This window comes from Vreelandella songnenensis (genome assembly GCF_003002925.1).
In the GTDB taxonomy this organism is placed as follows: domain Bacteria; phylum Pseudomonadota; class Gammaproteobacteria; order Pseudomonadales; family Halomonadaceae; genus Vreelandella; species Vreelandella songnenensis.
Genome location: NZ_PVTK01000008.1, coordinates 103,893 through 122,132 on the forward strand (window position 1 = coordinate 103,893; position 18,240 = coordinate 122,132).

General features: G+C 61.4%; 12 protein-coding genes. 6 read left to right on the top strand and 6 right to left on the bottom strand.

The window, feature by feature from the left end:
* Nucleotides 1-82: 82 nt before the first annotated feature.
* Nucleotides 83-568 (top strand): hypothetical protein, encoded by a 486-nt coding sequence (locus tag B0H98_RS13380; protein ID WP_208623619.1) that lies wholly within the window; start codon nt 83-85, stop codon nt 566-568.
* Between the two features lie 78 nt (nt 569-646).
* On the opposite strand, the gene B0H98_RS13385 is transcribed toward B0H98_RS13380, so the two are convergent.
* Nucleotides 647-898, bottom strand: a complete 252-nt coding sequence (locus tag B0H98_RS13385; protein WP_106375566.1) for a hypothetical protein — start codon at nt 896-898, stop codon at nt 647-649.
* A 276-nt stretch (nt 899-1,174) separates the two neighbouring features.
* Here B0H98_RS13385 and B0H98_RS13390 point away from each other — a divergent pair, with 276 nt between their 5' ends.
* The 3 genes from B0H98_RS13390 to B0H98_RS13400 all read left to right on the top strand — a co-directional run bounded on the left by B0H98_RS13390 (nt 1,175) and on the right by B0H98_RS13400 (nt 4,910).
* Nucleotides 1,175-2,788, top strand: a complete 1,614-nt coding sequence (locus B0H98_RS13390) for an ABC-F family ATP-binding cassette domain-containing protein (RefSeq protein WP_106375567.1) — start codon at nt 1,175-1,177, stop codon at nt 2,786-2,788.
* Nucleotides 2,789-2,911: 123 nt separating this feature from the next.
* Nucleotides 2,912-3,307: an HAD family hydrolase gene (locus B0H98_RS17205; RefSeq protein ID WP_244183163.1), complete on the top strand. Its 396-nt coding sequence runs from the start codon at nt 2,912-2,914 to the stop codon at nt 3,305-3,307.
* Between the two features lie 436 nt (nt 3,308-3,743).
* Nucleotides 3,744-4,910: a DUF4062 domain-containing protein gene (locus B0H98_RS13400; RefSeq protein WP_106375568.1), complete on the top strand. Its 1,167-nt coding sequence runs from the start codon at nt 3,744-3,746 to the stop codon at nt 4,908-4,910.
* A 226-nt stretch (nt 4,911-5,136) separates the two neighbouring features.
* On the opposite strand, the gene B0H98_RS17210 is transcribed toward B0H98_RS13400, so the two are convergent.
* Nucleotides 5,137-5,343, bottom strand: coding sequence for a phosphatase PAP2 family protein (locus tag B0H98_RS17210; protein WP_244183165.1), 207 nt, complete (start codon nt 5,341-5,343; stop codon nt 5,137-5,139).
* A gap of 189 nt (nt 5,344-5,532) precedes the next feature.
* On the opposite strand from B0H98_RS17210, the gene B0H98_RS13410 reads away from it, so the two are divergent.
* Nucleotides 5,533-6,099 (top strand): DUF1993 domain-containing protein, encoded by a 567-nt coding sequence (locus B0H98_RS13410; protein ID WP_106375569.1) that lies wholly within the window; start codon nt 5,533-5,535, stop codon nt 6,097-6,099.
* Nucleotides 6,100-6,197: 98 nt separating this feature from the next.
* Here the strand turns inward: B0H98_RS13410 and B0H98_RS13415 are convergent, their stop codons facing one another.
* The 3 genes from B0H98_RS13415 to recB form a co-directional block, all read right to left on the bottom strand.
* On the bottom strand, nt 6,198-6,953 hold the full coding sequence (locus tag B0H98_RS13415; protein ID WP_106375570.1) for a phosphatase PAP2 family protein: 756 nt from the start codon (nt 6,951-6,953) through the stop codon (nt 6,198-6,200).
* A gap of 118 nt (nt 6,954-7,071) precedes the next feature.
* Nucleotides 7,072-9,330: an exodeoxyribonuclease V subunit alpha gene (recD, locus tag B0H98_RS13420; protein ID WP_106375571.1), complete on the bottom strand. Its 2,259-nt coding sequence runs from the start codon at nt 9,328-9,330 to the stop codon at nt 7,072-7,074.
* Nucleotides 9,327-13,076 (bottom strand): exodeoxyribonuclease V subunit beta, encoded by a 3,750-nt coding sequence (gene recB / locus B0H98_RS13425; RefSeq protein WP_106375572.1) that lies wholly within the window; start codon nt 13,074-13,076, stop codon nt 9,327-9,329. Before recB ends, recD begins: the two co-directional genes overlap by 4 nt.
* Nucleotides 13,077-13,340: 264 nt before the next feature.
* Between recB and pncB the strand changes: the two genes are divergently transcribed.
* Complete coding sequence (gene pncB / locus B0H98_RS13430; RefSeq protein WP_106375573.1) at nt 13,341-14,522, top strand: nicotinate phosphoribosyltransferase; 1,182 nt, start codon at nt 13,341-13,343, stop codon at nt 14,520-14,522.
* 15 nt (nt 14,523-14,537) lie between these two features.
* On the opposite strand, the gene recC is transcribed toward pncB, so the two are convergent.
* A complete protein-coding gene (gene recC, locus B0H98_RS13435; protein WP_106375574.1) occupies nt 14,538-18,143 on the bottom strand; it encodes an exodeoxyribonuclease V subunit gamma in 3,606 nt (1,201 codons plus the stop codon).
* Between the last annotated feature and the right edge of the window lie 97 nt (nt 18,144-18,240).

Sequence of the window (18,240 nt, forward strand, 5' to 3'; positions counted from 1 at the left end):
ATCATCGCCATTCCGAACAGGACTTAGCCCTTTGCATTAATGTAAAATAATAAAGATACAACTAATGCAGACAGGAAAGGGCATGCAAGACGATAACGATAGTTCTAATATCTATAAGCTTTCCTGGCTGGCCTACTTCAAGCCACTTGTAATGGGTATTGTGGTCGGGTTAGCCGGGCTTGTTGTTTCGGGGATGGTACAGCAAACGTGGTTGAGCTGGGTGGCGCTACTGGCAGGGGTGGTAAGCTTTATCTATCAGCTCATCTATGTGCGGACCACGACGCTCTATACCGATGAAGCTGGTGTATGGCTTTATGAAGGCGTTTTCCCCTGGCAAAAGGGAGTGCGGGGCGTGAAATGGCGCGACCTGGATAGCGCGCTGTTCTTTACCGGCTTTATCAGTTGGGCGTTCAAGTCCTACGCGATCAATATCGGCCACCGTTATACCAAGGGCAGCGAGATTCATGTTCGCCACGTGAAAAACGGCAAGCAGTTTGTCGAACTGGTGAATGCCGAACACTATCGCCAGGTGGGCGGTGAGTCGCCAAGCATCAATGTAATGGATTAAGCAGCCTTACATGAATGTGAGAAGGGCATAGTGCTTCAACAGCGCTATGCCCTTTTTATTGCCAAAACGGTTTAAAAACTATTCGACACGTTTGCCCACATCCCTTTGCGAGGCATCATAATCCTGAGTATCGTCCGGATCGGACCCCGGCTCATTTGAGGTCTCGGCCTCGAAGAGCCGCGCCGCCTCGATGGCTTCGGGTTCACTGTCGTGGCGCGAAATTTCCTGCGGGGCGTCTGGGTCGGTCACATCCACGACGCGCCATGCGAGCACGATGATGGCATCTTCCTGGTCTTCGCTGACGGGTTCCACGCGTGCAGTATGGGTCATGTTCTCTTCTCCTTGAGTACGGTTACGGGGTGATCTTTCACTATGGCAGAGCAGGGCGAACCCTGCCGGGCTTGCGATGAAATTTAACCAAGCCGGGGGTAAGAACCGTATTTGACACGTTCAACCATCCCTCGCTAAGGTAATCCAGCACGCCACACGTTTCCCTATTCTTTAAAGGTAGTTGTCCAATGAATCATTGATGCCGCCGTTGCAATGACGGCCAGTCTTCACCAGCCCCCAGACGCGGGGAAGTCTTGGCATCCTTGGTATCAAAACATGACCACTACCTCTATCACCGTCAGCGGTGTTTCCTACGTTTTGCCGGATGGCAGAGCACTTTTTACTGACCTGCATGAGCAGTTCGATGGCCGCCCCACAGGGTTGGTCGGGCGTAATGGTGTCGGCAAGACGGTCCTGGCCAGGATCCTTGCAGGCTTATTGGCGCCTGCGAGCGGGCAGTGCCAGCGCCTTGGGAGCGTGCATTACCTCGCCCAGCAGGTCGCCCGGCCTAAGGAGGCCACCGTTGCTGAGCTTGCGGGTGTGCAACCAACGCTGGATGCGCTTTCCAACATTGCCGCGGGAAGTACCGCCCCCAACGATTTTGAAATGGCGGAAGGCAACTGGGATATGGCCCAGCGATTTCACCATGAGCTCGAGCGAGGCGGCCTGGGCTATCTTGATGCCACCACGCTCGCCAGCACCCTGAGCGGGGGCGAAACCATGCGGGTCGCCTTGATAGGCGCCATGCTTTCCCAGGCGGATTTTCTGATTCTCGATGAGCCGAGCAACCACTTGGACCGCCCCAACCGGCAGGCACTCATCGAACAGCTACAGCGCTGGCCGCGTGGGCTAATCGTCGTCAGCCACGACCGGCAACTGCTGGACGCCATGGAGCGTATTGTGGAGCTTTCCCCGCTGGGGCTGCACAGCTACGGCGGTAACTACACGTTCTATGCCGAGGCCAAGGCATGCGAGCAGCAAAACGCGCTGGAGCAACTCAGCCAGCGCAAGCTGGAACGCCAGCGCGAAGAGCGAGCGCAGCAAAAGCAGCGTGAGCGCCAGGAGCGCCGCCAAGCGCGGGGCAACCGCCAAGGCAAGGAAACCAACCAGGCCAAGATACTGCTCGACCGCCAGAAAGCGCGCAGCGAAGCCTCAGCAGGCGCGCTGCGCCAAAGCCAAGCCGCTCGCCAAGCGCACCATCGGAAGCTGGTTCTTGAGGCCGCGCAGCGCGTCGAAGACGCAGCCCACATCACCCTGCACGATATACCCGTTACCCAGGCCGCAAAGCGAACCGTAGCGACGCTAGAACGCTGCGTGTTGCCCCACGTGACGAGCGCGACCCGGCACATCGATCTGATGGTGCGGGGGCAGCAGCGAATCGGGGTCGTCGGGCCGAATGGGTGCGGCAAGTCCACGCTGCTTCGCGTGCTGGCGGGGCAGATGGCACCGTTAACGGGAAACTGCCAGGTAACGCCGGAATACGCCTATCTCGATCAGCGCCTGGAAAGCCTGAACCCGCAGCAGAGCGTATTCGAGCAGTTGCGCGAGGCCAACCGAACGACGACAGAGGGGGAGCTGCGCATGCGGCTGGCCCAGCTCGGCCTGGATGCGCAGAAAATCACCACCCCCAGCGGCGTGCTGAGCGGTGGCGAGCGCCTGAAAGGCGCGCTTGCCTGTCTGCTCTACGCCGACACTCCGCCACACCTGCTGCTGCTGGACGAGCCCAACAACCATCTCGACCTGCCATCCAACCAGGCACTGGAAACCATGCTACGCAGCTATTCTGGCGCTTTGCTGGTGGTATCTCACGACGACACCTTTCTGGAAAACCTGGCCCTCACTGACCACCTATACGCCACAGAGCAAGGCTGGCACTTGGCGCCAGTGTGACCTTTCGTTTATCCACCCGCATCGACGCTCTTGATAACGGGCATTAAGCATACCTAGCGGGCGGCGGACGATTGCGATACCGTTACCAAAACGAACAACAACCAACCTTCGGGAAAGGCGTGTATGAAAGCTATCCTGTTTGACGTGTTCGGCACCGTGGTCGACTGGCGCTCAAGCCTGATTCAACAGTTCAGCGAGCTGGAGCTGGGGTTCGAGCTACCCAAAGAGGCACTGACCGATCAATGGCGACAATGTTACGCGCCTTCCATGGATAGGGTGCGCAAGGGCGAACTCCCTTGGACGATCCTCGATGATCTGCACCGCGAAAGCTTGAATCAGCTTCTCGATCAGCACGCCATTGCGCTGGATGAAGCAACCATCGATAAACCTCTTCTGGCACCGGCTGGAGCCGTGTTCAGACGTACAGCAACGCCTCGCGCAGCTAAAAGAGAAGTAAATTATCGGAACGTTGACCAATGGCAACGTCTCGTTGATGGTCGATGTGGCTCGCCATGCTAAGCTGCCTTGGGATATGATCTTTAGTGCTGGGCTGTTTGAGCCTTACCAGCCGAATGCAGAAGTGTATCTGGGCGCGTGCCATTTGCTGAATCTACCGCTTGAAAAATTGTTGCTTTGCGCAGCGCATAATGCTGATTTGCAGGCTGTCCGCACCTTGGGTATGAAAAACGCGTTCATTCCTCGATTCAAGTAGTACCGACTAGAGGAGCAGAGGGATTTAGCCGATGAAAACGTATAGGATTATATGGTTGAGAGTTTATTATAAGAAGCAATTAGCTGAAAAAGCATTCTGGAGCTCTAACTGGACACTATATTTTTTTGCGCGTCTCAAGGTACTATTTTAGCCTAGAGTTTTGATTGTTATTTTTAGCTTATAAATGTTTGGTTTTTATCATTAAGAGTTTAAGTTTAGTAGTTGTTATTGAGGGCTTTATTTATGTCTAAAGGTAGTAAGGCTACTTTGTTTGTTAGCTCTACTTGCTACGACCTTAGTCAGGTGCGTGCTGATTTGAGAGATTTTTCTGAATCCTTAGGTTTAGAACCAATTCTCTCTGAGTTTAATACGTTTCCAGTAAATCCAAATCAAAATACATTGAGTAACTGTTTAGAAGTAGTTAAAAGTCGAGCAGATATTTTTGTTCTTATAGTTGGTGGGAGATACGGCTCTATTACCGATGCTGGTAAATCGATTACGAATCTTGAATACTTTGAAGCAAAAGCAAAAGGTATTCCTATCTACGTATTTATTAAAGAAGATATATTGCCTTTGATAAAAATATGGAAAGATAACCCTACTGGAGATTATAGTTCCATAGTTGATAGTCCTTCACTGTTTGAGTTTGTTGTTAATCTGAGAGATTCTGGTGATGGATGGGTATTCCCCTTTGTAAACGCGCAAAATATAATATCAACTTTAAGAGAGCAACTCAGTTATTTACTTTCTGATTGTTTAGAACTTCGTGCAAAAGCGCAAAAAAGCGATCCTTTGATTTATGATTTAGAGCCAAAAGCATTTCGCTTAGCACTCGAAAAACCAGCTGGTTGGGAGTTTTTGCTTTTTGCTGAAGTGTTATCTGATGAGCTTGCAAAACTCGAAAGCAAACGGCTTGACTCAGAGTTAGGTATAAGTTTTGGAAAACCTAAAAGATTAGAGGATTTAAAGGAGTTAACTAGCTGGGTTTCTTCAAGCTGTTCGTGGATATCTTCGACTATTCATCACATATCAAAGGCTTTGAATCAAGGTTTTGTTAAAGCTGTAGGTGAGCCAGGTCAGTCTGGAGACCTTAAACGAATTATTCATTTAGCTAAGAGAGTGGGTGAAGGTTACGAACAATTGCTAGATTGGAAACTACAGTTTCTACGTGTATCATGTGATGATATATTTTTAAAATTAATAGAAATTACATCAAATCTTTCTTCTAACGCTATCAAAGAGATTGAAGAGTTTTCTGAAAGTCTTTATTCCATTATTGAAAATGATATCAAGAGTTCTGAACCTGGTTATGTGAGGAGAATTACTTTAACCTTGACGGTTCCAGATACAGAATCTTTTTTTGAAGAGATAAATCGACTGAAAAATTTATATGGTGCTTCAAGCTTGTAGGGTAATCGCAGCCCTTATATAGAGGCGTGGCCCTCGGCTAACAGCGCCGCTTTACACCTTGCTTATAAGCCCCCTTACCCGCATTACTTCTCGCTCTACCGCCTTATTTAACACCCGCCCTTGGCTTCCTTCAGGGGTAGCCATCCGCGGGCGCGGGTTACGCCGGTGTTCACCCGTTCTCGCACCAACGTCGGGCTAGTCGCTGATCGCCTCGCGCTCTTCCTTCTCAATCTGCCCACGCCCCAGCAAAACGCCACCCATTCCGCCCCGACGGCCCAGCCAGCACATCGGTCGGCCAGTGGACGCCTAAGTAGACGCGGCTCACGCCCACGAGCAGGGTCAGCAGTATCAGCAGATAGGCTGTTAGGCGCGGTGCGCGCTGAATGCGGATGAAGAGTGCTGCAAGCGTCAGGTAGGTCACGGTCGACATCATGGAGTGGTCGCTGGGAAAGCTCGCGGTGTAGACCATGGCTTCATGCGGCACGAGATTAGGGGACGTTCAAAGCCCAACTTCATCACGGTGCAATCGACTTGATGGCTATTATTCGCAATCACTCACGTTTATAAAGAAGCCTCACCCTCACGACCATTCGTCGATTACCGATTCAAAGGAAGAGTATTCATGTCACTAACGCAGCTGCTGGTACCCACTTACACCCAAATGCTGGGCGCGCTTTCCAACTGGTTAAAGAAGGCTCAAAGCCAGTTGCCTGATGCCGAGGCACAAGCGCTGCTTTCCGCGCAGCTTGCGCCGGATATGTTCCCGCTGTCGACGCAAGTGCGGTTTGCTTGCGTGCAGGCGCAAGAGGCAGTCCACCGGTTGCAGGGTGAGGCGCTACCGGCTTCTATCAAGGAAATGCTCGACGAGGGACGAAATGCCGGTGAGAACCCTGGAACGTTTGCAGAGGCGCAGGCGCGTATTGAGGAAACCCTCGTCTTGCTCAACGGACTGGCTTTTGATGCGCTGGATGCCAAGGCGGATAAGCCGTTAGTGCACGAGCTGCCCAACGGTATGATTCTCGATTTAACCGCCGAGCAGTATGCGCGTGATTGGACGCTGGGGCAGTTCTACTTCCACATCATGACTGCCTATTCCATCTTGCGCAGCGAGAAGGTCGCGCTTGGGAAGGCCGATTATGTCGCGCACCTGTTTCCCTATATTCGCCCTGAAACGCTTCCCAAAGGCTAAGCGGCTGGTTTGGCGGCGTAGCCTTTGGCTTCTTGAGGGGCAGCCATTCGCGGGCGCGGGTGATGTCGGTCTACACCCGTTCCCGCAGCAAGATCGGGCTAGTCGCTGCTCACCTCGCGCGCTTCCGCTTCAATCTGCCCGCGCCCCTGCATCCAGTGCATCACGCCCCAGCAGAGCGCCGCCCAGCTCGCCCCGGCGGTCCAGCCGGCCAGCACATCGGTCGGCCAGTGAACGCCGAGATAAACGCGGCTTACGCCGACGAGCAGGGTCAGCAGTATCGCCAGTATCAGCAGGTACGCTTTCAGGCGCAGCGCGGGCTGAATGCGGATGAGGAGGGCGGCCAGCGTCAGGTAGGTCACGGCGGACATCATGGAGTGGCCGCTGGGAAAGCTCGCGGTGTAGACCATGGCTTCGTGCGGCACGAGATCCGGGCGGGGGCGGTCAAAGCCCAGCTTCATCACGGTGCTGAGCAGAATGCCGCCGGGCACCGCCACCAGGGCGAAAAGGGCCGCGCGAAAGTGCCTGGCGAGTAGCAGATACCCCAGCGCCCCCAGCGTGATGACCACCAACACGCCCACACCGCCCAGCGCGGTGAAGTCCCGGCCCATCTCCTCGACCCAGCCCGGCCCGATGGGGTCGTTCAGGTCGGCGGGGTTGCGAAGGGCGAGCAGCAGACGCTCGTCGAAGCTCTGGGTATCCCCCTCGATAACTTCACCGGCCAGCGCGACGAAGCCCCAGATGCCGCCGGAAATGATCGCCAGGCACAGCAGCAGGGCGAGTTCGTGGCGGCCAAGCCGAGATAGCAGGGAAACGCCCTGACGCCCGAGATGGGCGATTTTCCTGTGATACTTCATGTGCAACTCCCTTGCATTGGTCTGTCACGCCCCGGTGGTTCAAGGCGATCCTGTGGTGATGGTTACGCCGTCTCTCAAGCGCTCAGCGATGGGTGTTTTAACCATCCATTTATCTTGATCACGCCCGCATTACTTCCCTGACTACCGCTTCATTCAAGATGCCCCGCCTGGCTTCCGCGACGGTGAGCCACTGCCGGGCGCGGGTGATGCCGGTATACACCAGTTCCCGCGTCAGAATGGGGTTGATCGTGGCGGGCAGCAGCAGCGCCGTGTGCAGAAACTCCGAGCCCTGGGATTTGTGCACCGTCATCGCGAACACGGTTTCTACCGCGTGCAGGCGCGAGGGCAATACCCAGCGGATGGGTTTTTCCGGGTCGCTGTTGGGAAAGGCGACCCTCAACAGCATTCTGCCCGGTGCGCGCGGGTCGGGCACCGCGAGTGTAATGCCGATATCGCCGTTCATCAGCCCCAGGCTGTAGTCGTTTTGCGTGACCAGCACCGGGCGGCCCTCAAACCAGCCTTTTTCAAGCTCCATATCGCTGGCGCTCAAAAGCCTTTCGCGGCGCAGTACCTGGGCGATGCGCAGGTTCAGGCCTTCCACGCCCCAAGGGCCTTTGCGCAGAGCGCAGAGCAGTTGAAAGTGGCCGTAGGCGTTCAGCACCTGCTGGGCCCAGGCGTTGTAGGGCTCGCGGTTCTCCTCGAACGCCAGCCCTGAATCCGGGCGCAGGCTGCCGAGGGCGGTGAGGTAGTGGCGGTAGCCGGTGGGCAGGGCGAGCGCTACGCCGGAGCGCTTATCCACACGGCCTTTGCCGGCGTCGGGAAAGCGCTCCGGTGAGCCGGTGATGACCAGGCGCTCCAGGGCGGTGTCGTCCTCGCCGTTCAGCACCAGGTGATGCAGATCGGCGTAGCCGTGGCGCAGCGCTTCCTGCACGGCGCTTTGCTTGTCGCGCTCGTCGAGTTCACGGCTCAGCGGCTGGTTGATCGCCTGGGCCAGCTGGCCAATGCCGCTTTGGGCATCGAAGCGGTGGCTTACCCGCAGCATGGTTATCGCCTGGTCCTGGGGCTGGCCGTGTGGGTCGGTCAGCTCTTCCGGCAGCGGCTGGCCGGTGAGTGCCTGCAGCCACTGCGCGGTTGCCGGTGTGTAGTGGGCGGCTTCGGCGCGGCGGCATAAATCGCCCAGCACGGCGCCTGCTTCTACCGAGGCGAGCTGGTCCTTGTCCCCCAGCAGCACCAGCTGGGCGTTTGCGGGCAGGGCGCTGAGCACGGCGGTCATCATTTCGATATCCACCATGGAAGCTTCGTCGATCACCAGCACATCCAGGGCCAACGGGTTGTTGGGGTTGTGGCGGAAGTGGCGGGTATCTGGTCGGGCGCCCAGCAGGCGGTGGAGGGTTGTGACCTCTGTGGGGATTGATGCTTGTAGAGGTTCAGCGCTTGAATCATCGCCCAGTGAACCGGGGGCCTGCACTAAGTTGGGCTTATGCAATGGGTTTTGCTTCAACAAAGTGGCCAGTGACTCTGTGGGCAACTGGCTTACCTGCCCGGCGATGGATTCGTTCAGGCGGGCGGCGGCCTTGCCGGTGGGGGCGGCCAGGCGGATGCGCAGCGGCTGATCAGACTCGGCCAGTTGCAGGGTTTGCAGAAGGGCCAGCAGGCGCACCACGGTGGTGGTCTTGCCGGTGCCGGGGCCGCCGGTGATGATCGCAAAGTGGCTGCGCGATGCCAGGGCGCAGGCGATCTTTTGCCAGTCCAGGGTCGCGGTGGCGGGAAACAGTGTGTCCAGGCTGGGCTTGAGCAGCGGCTTCTGGCTTGTGGCGTCCTGCTCCGGCGCGGCCAGGCGGGCGGCGATTTCCTGGTGCAGGGTCTGCTCGTACTGCCAGTAGCGGCGCAGGTAGAGCCGCGTGGTGTGCGCGGCGTCGGCGCGTACCAGCGGCGTATTGCCGGGGCCTTCGCCTACCAGCGTGGGGTGGGCAAGCGCGGCCTGCCACTGCTTGAGCGTGAGCGTGTCGAGCACATCGCTTGGCAGCGGCGGCGGCTCAACCAGGTCATCGCCTTCCGGCGGCAGCGAAAGCGCGAAGTCCGGCGAGTCGAGGGTAGCGCTTAAATCCAGGCAGACGTGGCCGCGGCCAAGCTGGTGGCTGGCCAGGGCGGCGGCCAGCAGAAGCAGCGGCGGGGCGTCGCTGGCCTCGCGGGCGAAGAAGCTGGCCAGCGCCCGGTCCAGGTCGCGAAGCCAGCCTCGGGCTACCCAGCGCTCGAACAGCGCCATTAACGCCGCCGTGCTGGCAAGCGCCGGGTGCGGCTTGGGCACACTTGGCGCAGGCGCGGAAACGTGCGGCTCGCTGTCGCCGAACAGGTCGAAGGTGTAGCCATCGTTCATGCGGTTGCCTCCTGACGTTCGCGGCCTGCAAAAAGAGCGTCCAGCGCTTCGATCAGCGCCACCGGGGCGGGCTCTGCATGAACGCCGCGCTGGGCGGTGCGGCTGCCGCGCAGAAACACCGTGAGCGAGCCGCCCAGGTGGCGGTGCGGGTCGTAGTCCGGCAGGCGGGCCTTGAGCAGGCGATGAAGCGCCAGTAGATAGAGCGCGGCCTGCAGGTCGTAGCGTTTTTCCAGCAGCGCCGCGCTCAGGGCATCAGAGGTGTAGGCAGTGTCATCGCCGCCCAGATAGTTGGATTTCCAGTCCAGCACGTAGAAGCGCCCCTCGAACTCGAAGGCCAGGTCGATAAAGCCCTTGAGCATACCGTTCAGCGTGTCGGCGTCCAGCGCTGGCCGTGCCGTGCCGGGGAGTAAGTGCTGGCTCACCAGGCCATCCAGCGTCTGGGTATTGACGTGATGGGCGGCAAACCAGAACTCCAGCTCTACCTGATAACCGCTCAGCTGATCGAGCGCCACGCTTTGCTGGCCGGGCAGCGGCAGCGGGGCGCGTAGAAGCCCGGCAAGCCAGCTGTCCAGCGTTTCGTACCACGCCTGCCAGCCGCGCAATTGCAGGCGGCGGCGCAGGGCATCTTCGCGGGCGGTGGCGTCTTCCAGCGCCTTCTTGAACCCGAGCTGGCCGGCCCACTCCAGCAGCCCGTGCAGAAAGGTGCCGGGGCCGGGGCCGCGCGGGAAGCGGTGCAGGTGCGCGGCTTCCTCCTGCGGGGCGCTCTGCGCCGGGGCGGCCTCAATCCCTGCCTGCGGGGTCAGCGGCGCCTCGAACAGCAGGTCCTGGGGTTCGTCCAGTACCTCGAACGTGGTGGCTTCCTGGGGCGTGGTGGGTTCCGGGGTGTGCGTGGAAGGCGCCTCTGACGCGCCGGACACCCCGCCGGAGGTGCGCAGCGCCGAGTAGCTGGCAATCCACCACTGCTCGCGGGCCGGGCGGTTGGGCGTGCGCGCCTGGCCCAGCGCCGGGTGCTGTTCGGCGGGGGTGAAGCGCTGCGCGGTGGCCTGGGGCGCGGGCGCCAGGGCAATCTCGCTTTTATCGACCAGCGCTTCCAGCGCCTTGCCCAGCTCGGCGGGGGCGATGGCCTTGCCGCCATTCAGCAGGTAGCCCAGCGCACTGCCTTCGCCATTTTTCAACGGGGCCAGGCCCAGCCAGGTGGCGTGGCGGGCGCGGGTGAGCGCCACATACAGCTTGCGCAAATCTTCACCCAAACGTTCGCGGTCGGCGGTGGCCAGGGTGTGTTCGTCGGCGCCCAGGCTGAGCTGCAGGTTGCCTTCACCGTCGTGCCAGCGCAGCGGCACATCGCTCTCTTTCGTGGGGCGGTGGTTGGCGATGAAGGGCAGGAACACCAGCGGGTACTCTAGGCCCTTGGATTTGTGGATGGTGACCACCTTGACCAGATCGGCGTCGCTTTCCAGGCGCAGTTTGTGGCTGTCGCCGTGGCTTTCCGGCTCCGCAATGGCCTCGGAAAGAAAGCGGATCAGGGCGTGTTCGCCGTCAAGCTCCTGGCTTGCCTGCTGAAGCAGCTCACCCAGGTGGAGCAGGTCAGTGAGCAAGCGCTCACCCTCATTGAATTCACCCAGCAGCCGCTCGGCAATGGCGAAGTCCACCATCAGCTTGCGTACCAGCGGCAGCACCCCCTGGCGCTGCCACAGGCGGTGGTAGCGGCTGAACTGCTCGACCCGCGCTTCCCAGGCAAGCTCGCTCTGGTTCAGGTGGTCAAGCTCGGCAAGGTCCAGCCCCAGCAGCGGCGTGGCGAGCGCGGCGCGCAGTTTGGCCTCGGCTTGGCGCGAGTTGGCCTGGGGCTCGGCGCAGGCACGCAGGCAGGTTTCCAGCTGTTGGGCGATGGGCGAGCTGAACACCTTGTCGTTATCCGAGAGGTAGACGCTTTTCACGCCGCGGCTGGCCAGCGCCAGGCGAATGGCGCGGGCTTCCTGCAAGCCGTTGACCAGCACCGCCATGTCCGATGGCTTGAGCGGGGTGAGTTCGCCTTCGAGGGCAAAACCGGCGTCACGCTTGCGCCCGGCCTCCAGCAGGGCGGCCATGTGCGAGGCGCAGCGCTCGGCCATTTCCAGCTGGTAGGCGGTCTTGGAAAGCGGCTCGTCGCTTGCGAGTTCCCACAGCGTCATGGCGGGCAGCGGTACGCCGCCCCACACCAGCTGTTCGCGGCGGCCCTTGGCCTTGACGGGCAGAAAGGGCAGCGGGTTGTTGCCAGCGGCGTCGCGGAACAGAAAGGCACCGGCGTCGTGCTGGTCGGCGTAGCGAAAGCAGTGGTTGACCGCCGCTACCATGGCCTGGCTTGAGCGGAAGTTGGTGCCCAGGGTGACGTGGCGGCCGTCGGTGTCCTGGCGGGCCTTCAGGTAGGTGAAGATATCCGCCCCGCGAAAGGCGTAGATGGCCTGCTTCGGGTCGCCGATCAGCAGGATGGCGCTGTCGCGGCGCGGCTTTGCAGCGTCATACACGGCGTTGAAGATCCGGTACTGAATCGGGTCGGTGTCCTGAAACTCGTCGATCAGCGCGACCGGGAACTGGCGCAGTATCTGCGCGGCCAGCGCCTCGCGGTTCGGTCCTTGCAGGGCGCGGTCCAGGTGGGTCAACAGATCGTTCGGGCCCATTTCGGCGCGGCGCTCCTGCTCGCGCTCCAGCCGGGCGCGGCACCACTGCACGGCGTGAATCAAGAGATCATTGCGCGGCTCGGGCAGGGCGTTGAGTTCGCCGGGCAGTGCCGCCAGCGCTTCCCAGGCCTCCGGGCAAGGCGGCGCGCCGTCTTTCCAGATATCCGCCATGCCTTCCGGCGTCATGCGTTTCCAGGCGGCGTCGGTCAGCTGAGGGCGGGCGGCATCGCTCTCAAGCCACTCGCGCAGCGCCCCTAGCCAGTTGGCGCGGCTCTTGGCGTTGAAGCTCTGGCCCTTGAAGGCCTTGCGCTGGGCGGCGTCTTCAAGTGCGGGTATCAGTTCATCCAGCCACTCGGCCCAGGGGGCTTTCAGCTCATCGAGCTTGGCGGCCCGGGCGGCCTGGCAGGTAGCCAGCGTTTGTGAAGGCTCAGGGCGCGGTTCGCCCAGCGCGTCGCACTCGGGCAACAGGCGCTGAAGGCTTGCGTGCAGGGCATCCGGCGAGGGCCAGTAGCCCACGATTCCTTCCAGCGCGTCGTTATCCAGCGGGTAGTAGAAGGTGCGCCAGTAGTCGCGCACCACTTCCTGCTCGAGTTCGCGCTGGTCGTTTTCCAGGTTCAGCGAAAAGAGGCTGCCGCTGTCAAAGGCGTGCTCGCGCAGCATGCGGTAGCACCAGCTGTGAATGGTGGACACCGCCGCCTCGTCCATCCACTCGGCGGCCAATGCCAGACGCCGTGCGCAGGCGGGCCAGGTCGAGGGTGGGTACTCACTGCGCAGCTCCACAAGCAATGGATCGCTTGGGGAATCACCAAGAGTTTGGTCTTCTCGGAAGACCTCGGCGGCTTCCACCAGCCGGTTGCGAATCCGCTCGCGCAGCTCCTGCGTTGCCGCGTTGGTAAAGGTGACCACCAGAATTTCCGGCGGAGTCAGCGGGCGGATGAACGCCGCGTCGTCGTCCTGGCTGCGCCCGCCCAGTACCAGGCGCACGTATAAAAGCGCGATGGTGAAGGTCTTGCCGGTACCCGCGCTGGCTTCGATCAGGCGGCTGCCGTAGAGCGGCAGGCTCAAGGGGTTGAGCGGGGCGGGCTGGCTCATCGCTGATCTCCACAGGCGGGCGCAAAAACAGAGCGCCCCTGGTAAGCAAGGAGCGGTAGCCGGCACTATATCGCGATGGCCGATAGGGAGCAAAAGTGGGGCAAACGCGGAGCAAAAAGGGCTCATGGCGCGGTTTTGGCCCTGAGCACGCCGGGAGCGGGCTGGGAGATAGCGCCGCCAGCTGCTAATCTTGTCGGCTCGCCACGTTAGGGGCGACCCGTTTACACTACCGCGGCTTTAAGTTCACGCTGACGATGAGACTCCATGCTGACCTCGCTTCTGGATAACGACTTCTACAAGATCACGATGCAGAATGCCGTGATCAAACGCTTTCCGTACGCGCATGTGCGTTACGCTTTCATCAATCGCGGCGAGCATGAGTTCCCGGAAGGCTTTGGCGCGGCGCTGCGCCGTGAAGTCGACAACATGCAAACGCTGCGCCTGACGGCAGAAGAGAAGCGTTATCTGGAAACCACCTGCCCGTATCTCGACCCCACCTACCTCGATTTTCTGGCGGGCTTTCGCTACGACTCGAGCGAAGTGGTGATCGAGCAGCAGGGCAGCGAGCTTTCGGTGATCATCGAAGGCCCCTGGTATCGCACCATCTTGTGGGAAGTGCCGCTGATGTCGCTGATCAGCGAGCTCTGGTACCGCCTGCGCGGCATCACGGTCTCCAGGGATAGCCACGCGCTGATCGAACAGCGCACCCAGGAAAAGATCGAGCACTACCGCCAGATGGGCCTGAAGATTGCCGAGTTCGGCACCCGGCGGCGCTTTTCGTTTGACGTGCACGACCGCGTGGTCGGCGCGCTTCGCCATCACGGCGGCGAGTCGTTCACCGGTACCAGCAACGTGCTGCTGGCCATGCGCCACGGCGTCAAGCCAATTGGCACCCACGCCCACGAGTGGTTCATGTTCCACGGCGCGCGCTTCGGCTTCAAGATGGCCAACAGTCTGGCGCTGGAGAACTGGGTGGACGTGTACCGCGGGGATTTGGGGATAGCCCTGACCGATACCTTCACCTCGAAAGCCTTCTTCGCCAGCTTCGACAAGAAGTTCGCCAAGCTGTTTGACGGCGTGCGCCACGACAGCGGCGACCCGATCGACTTCGCGGCACAGACCATCAGCCACTACGAGCGCCTGGGGGTGAACCCGCTGAGCAAGACGATCATCTTCTCGGATGCGCTGACCCCGGAAAAGGTCGAGCGTATTCAGACGTTCTGCCAGGACCGTATCGGCATGGCCTTCGGCATCGGCACCAACTTCACCAACGATGTGGGCGTCGACCCGATGAACATGGTGATCAAGATGATCGATGCCCGCCCGGAAGGGCAGGGCTGGCTGCCGGTCATCAAGCTGTCCGATGTACCGGAAAAGAACACCGGTGACCCGGAAATGATCTCACTGGCCAAGCGCGTGCTGGCGCTCAACGGCCACAGCCGTTGAGCCGTTGCCGCGCCGTTACTCCTTGACGGCGCGGTAGAGCGGAGCGTAGAGCGTATCAACCAGCGTGGCGAAGCCGTGGCCTTGAGCGTGTGCGTTGTAAAGCGCCTCGAAGCTCGGCCACTGGCGCGCCAGATAAGCACTCTGCTGTACCTCGCCGGTGCGAAAGCGGTCGCCTTCATAGGCGCTGGCGGCCGCGCGATAGGCGTCGCTCTCTTCGATATCCTCTTCACTACTCGCTTTACTGCCCTCCACACTGCCGTCCTTGCCCAGCCAGGCGAATGCCGCCTGGGGGGCGAGTGGCAGCGGGCTTTCCATGCCCGCCTGCCAGCACGCCAGCAGGTTGTTCAGGTGCGTGCGGGCCGTCTCGGCGTCCAGCGGGGCCAGGCGCACGTGGCCCGCCTTGGAAAGCAGCTGGGTGGTCATGGGCGTTTGCGCGTTGGCCGCCAGGTGCACCACCCACGGGCGCAGCAGGTGCTGCCAGCGGTACTGGCCACGCCCGCGCCCCTGGCTGACCAGGCTGTTGCTGAGCAGCAGCAGGCGGCAGCGGTGGCCGTCTTCGTCCACGCGAATCTCGTTGATCCAGTCGTTCACTTCCAGGCCGTGGGCGCTGAACGCCACCGTCAGCGCGGCGTCCAGCGGGTGCGGCCACTCGGCAAGCACTTTCTGGTAGTCGATGAACAGCGCGTCCATGGGTTCCATCAGCGCCTCGCGCATGCGCTCGCCAAAGGCGCCTACCGCCAGCACTCCCTGGCCCTTGATGCGCTCGAGCGCGGCGAACATGGCGTCTTCGCGCGGTTCACCGCTATCCACCGCCTGGCGCTGGGCGGCAATCAGCTGATCCTGCAACTGCCAGTGTTGCAGGCCGTCCAGAGTAAACGGCTCGACATCCAGCTGGGCGAGCGCCTCCTGCTCGAAGTAGACGCCCAGGCGCGTGTTGAAGAACGCCTTGGCGGGTTCGCGCAGGAAGCTGCCCAGCTGGGCAAGCGTGAGCGGGATCTCCTGCTCGAAAGTGGGCAGGGCGGCGGGCGGTGTAGGCACCTGCGCCGGTGGCGTGTGCAGTGCGTGCCACTCCTGGGCGTAGGTGAATAGCCGCGCCTGGGAGGGCGAGGCGGTATCCGTACTGAAGTAGCGTTGGCTGAACGGCTGCAGCGGGTGCTCGGTGGTCAGCGCTTCCAGAAGCGATGTTTCACCCCGGCTCTGCCAGCCAGCGGCCAGGTGATCGCGCAGCTGGCCCACCAGCACCGAGGGCGGCATGGGGTTGTTGTCGATCTGGCTGCGGCCCACCCAGCTGATATAGAGCTGGTGGCGGGCGGAGAGCAGCGCCTCCAGAAACAGGTAGCGGTCATCCTCTCGGCGGGAACGGTCGCCGGGGCGGTAGTCGCCGCCCATCAAATCGAAATCCAGCGGCGGCTGGGAGCGCGGATACTCGCCGTCGTTCATGCCCAGAAGGCACACCCGCTTGAACGGAATCGCGCGCATGGGCATCAGCGTTGCGAAGTTGACCGCTCCGGCCAGAAAACGCTGAGAGAGGCTGTGCTCATCGATTTGCGCTAGCCAGTGTTCGCGCACCATGGAGAGCGGCAGCGGCTCAAAGAGCCCGGCCTCTTCGGTGCTCTCCTGCACCTGCTGAAGCGCGCCTTCGAGCTTGGTGAGCATCACGCTCTCCTGGGCATCGTCGGTCAAGAAGAAGGTTTCCAGCAGCTCGCGCAGCCTTGCTACCCACTCGGCGGCGGGGGCGGGCTGGCAGAACGTTTCCCAGGTGTCTTCCAGGCGTTCGAGCAGCGTGGCCAGCGGCCCGGCAAGCGACGCTTCGAGCCCGCCGATGTCATCGAAGGGCTCGATGCCCTGCCATGCGTCTGCCACACCCACGGTGTAGCCCAGCAGCAGGCGGCGCAGGCCGAAGGCCCAGGTGTTCTGGCTCAGCCCCTGGGGTAAATCCAGCCGGGTGCGCTGCTCGGCGTTCAGCCCCCAGCGGATGCCCGCGCCTTCGATCCAGCGGCTGAGCGTGGGTAAATCACTCTCCTCGATGCCGAAGCGCTCGCGCAGGGCGGGCACGTCGAGAAGGTCCAGCAGATCGCTCACCGACAGGCGCAGCTCCGGCAGGCGCAGGAGCTTTTCGAGCGCGATCATCAGCGGCAGGCGGTGGCGGCTTGCCTGGTCCGACAGCGTGTAGGGGATGTAGCGTGAGTCGTCGCCCCCGGTGCTGGCGCGGTAGTGCCCCGTGCGGTACTGGCCGAACACGGCTTCAATATGCGGTGCGTAGCGGTCGATATCCGGCACCATGACGATGATATCGCGCGGGCGCAATGCCGGGTCAGTGCTGAAGGCGGCCAGCAGCTGGTCGTGCAGAATCTCCACTTCGCGCTGGGGGCCGTGGGCGATGTGGAAGACGATGGAGTCGTCCTGCTGCACATCCACGTCGGGCCAGGTGGTCTGCGTTTCCGCCACCGGGCGCAGCTCGCGGATGTCGTCCTGAAGCTGGCTGAGCAGGCAGCTGTGCTCGGGGGTGGTGAACGGCTCGAACATGTCGATGCGCAGCGCCTGCTGTTCGAACAGTGTCTGGTAGTTGCCGGCGTCGTCGTGCTCGTCGAGCAGGCGCAGATAGTCGCGGCCCTGCTTGCCCCAGGCGGCCAGAAGCGGCTGGGCGTGCAGGTGCAGGGCGCTGTCCACGTCGCCATCGCCGAGCACATCCAGCGCATCAGGCATGCCGGCCTTGCGGCTCTGGCGGTAGCGGTGGGCACGCAGCAGGTCCTTGTGTTCGATGATATCCGCCCAGTAGTACTGGCAGGGGTTGTGCACGCACAGCACGATCTGGCAGCAGCGCGAAAGCGCGGCTAGCGCCTCGAGCGTCTGCTGGGGCAGCGACGAGATGCCGAAGATGATCAGCCGCCGGGGCAGGCCGTGGGGGCAGCCGCCGTCTTCGAGCCCGCCGGCCACCTCCAGAAAGCGGCTGTGTACCTGGGCGCGGCTGCTGTTCAGGCCCGCTTCGCCCTGGGTCGCGGCCACATCGTCGCGCAGGGCGCGCCACAGGGCGGGCTGCCAGCGCTGGTGCTCGTCAAGCGGTCGCCGTTCGCCGCGGGCGGTAATCAGTATGTCACGGCCATCGGCCCAGGCGTCCAGCCAGTCGGCGCGGTATACCTGGTACTGGTCGAACAGATCCGCCAGGCGCTCGGCGAGCTGGTAGTGCTTGCGCTGGTCGCGGTCGGTTTCCAGAAAGCGGGCCAGCGGGGCAAACACGGGCTGCTCGGCAAGCAGAGGTAGCAGGCGCAGCAGGCGCCACACCAGGCGCGATTTATCGAAGGGCGAGGTTTCCGGCACGGCCTCACTGTCGCCGGTAAGCTCCGTCAATACCGTGCGGTAGGCCTGCCACAGAAAACGCGCGGGCAGCGTGACATTGAGCGCGGCGGCAATCCCGGCGCCGCCCTGGGCCGGGTCTTCCGCCAGGGCCAGCTTCAGCCACTGGCCGATGCCGTTGCTCTGCACCAGAATGGTTTCGTTCTCGAGCGGCCCCAGCGGATGAAGGCGCATCCACTCCACCGCCAGCCCACGCAGATCTTCCAGCCGGTTGGCGTGCACCACCATGAAACCGGGCGTGAGGGGCGATGTGGTCGAGAGCGGCATGGCGGGTTTCCTTCGCTAGAGCGCGCGGGCGGGCGGCGTGGTCATATGGTGCCATAAGTTAAGTGTCTTGCGGGATGTGTCTTATATCGCCAAGCTG

What these genes read in the sequence shown, in the direction of transcription:
- B0H98_RS13400 (WP_106375568.1), top strand. Translation starts at nt 3,744, where the DNA reads ATGTCTAAAGGTAGTAAGGCTACTTTGTTTGTTAGCTCTACTTGCTAC.
- pncB (WP_106375573.1), top strand. Translation starts at nt 13,341, where the DNA reads ATGCTGACCTCGCTTCTGGATAACGACTTCTACAAGATCACGATGCAG.
- B0H98_RS17210 (WP_244183165.1), bottom strand. Translation starts at nt 5,343, where the DNA reads ATGATGTCGACCGTGACCTACCTGACGCTTGCAGCACTCTTCATCCGC.
- B0H98_RS13415 (WP_106375570.1), bottom strand. Translation starts at nt 6,953, where the DNA reads ATGAAGTATCACAGGAAAATCGCCCATCTCGGGCGTCAGGGCGTTTCC.
- B0H98_RS13380 (WP_208623619.1), top strand. Translation starts at nt 83, where the DNA reads ATGCAAGACGATAACGATAGTTCTAATATCTATAAGCTTTCCTGGCTG.
- recB (WP_106375572.1), bottom strand. Translation starts at nt 13,076, where the DNA reads ATGAGCCAGCCCGCCCCGCTCAACCCCTTGAGCCTGCCGCTCTACGGC.
- B0H98_RS13390 (WP_106375567.1), top strand. Translation starts at nt 1,175, where the DNA reads ATGACCACTACCTCTATCACCGTCAGCGGTGTTTCCTACGTTTTGCCG.
- B0H98_RS13410 (WP_106375569.1), top strand. Translation starts at nt 5,533, where the DNA reads ATGTCACTAACGCAGCTGCTGGTACCCACTTACACCCAAATGCTGGGC.
- B0H98_RS17205 (WP_244183163.1), top strand. Translation starts at nt 2,912, where the DNA reads ATGAAAGCTATCCTGTTTGACGTGTTCGGCACCGTGGTCGACTGGCGC.
- recD (WP_106375571.1), bottom strand. Translation starts at nt 9,330, where the DNA reads ATGAACGATGGCTACACCTTCGACCTGTTCGGCGACAGCGAGCCGCAC.
- recC (WP_106375574.1), bottom strand. Translation starts at nt 18,143, where the DNA reads ATGCCGCTCTCGACCACATCGCCCCTCACGCCCGGTTTCATGGTGGTG.
- B0H98_RS13385 (WP_106375566.1), bottom strand. Translation starts at nt 898, where the DNA reads ATGACCCATACTGCACGCGTGGAACCCGTCAGCGAAGACCAGGAAGAT.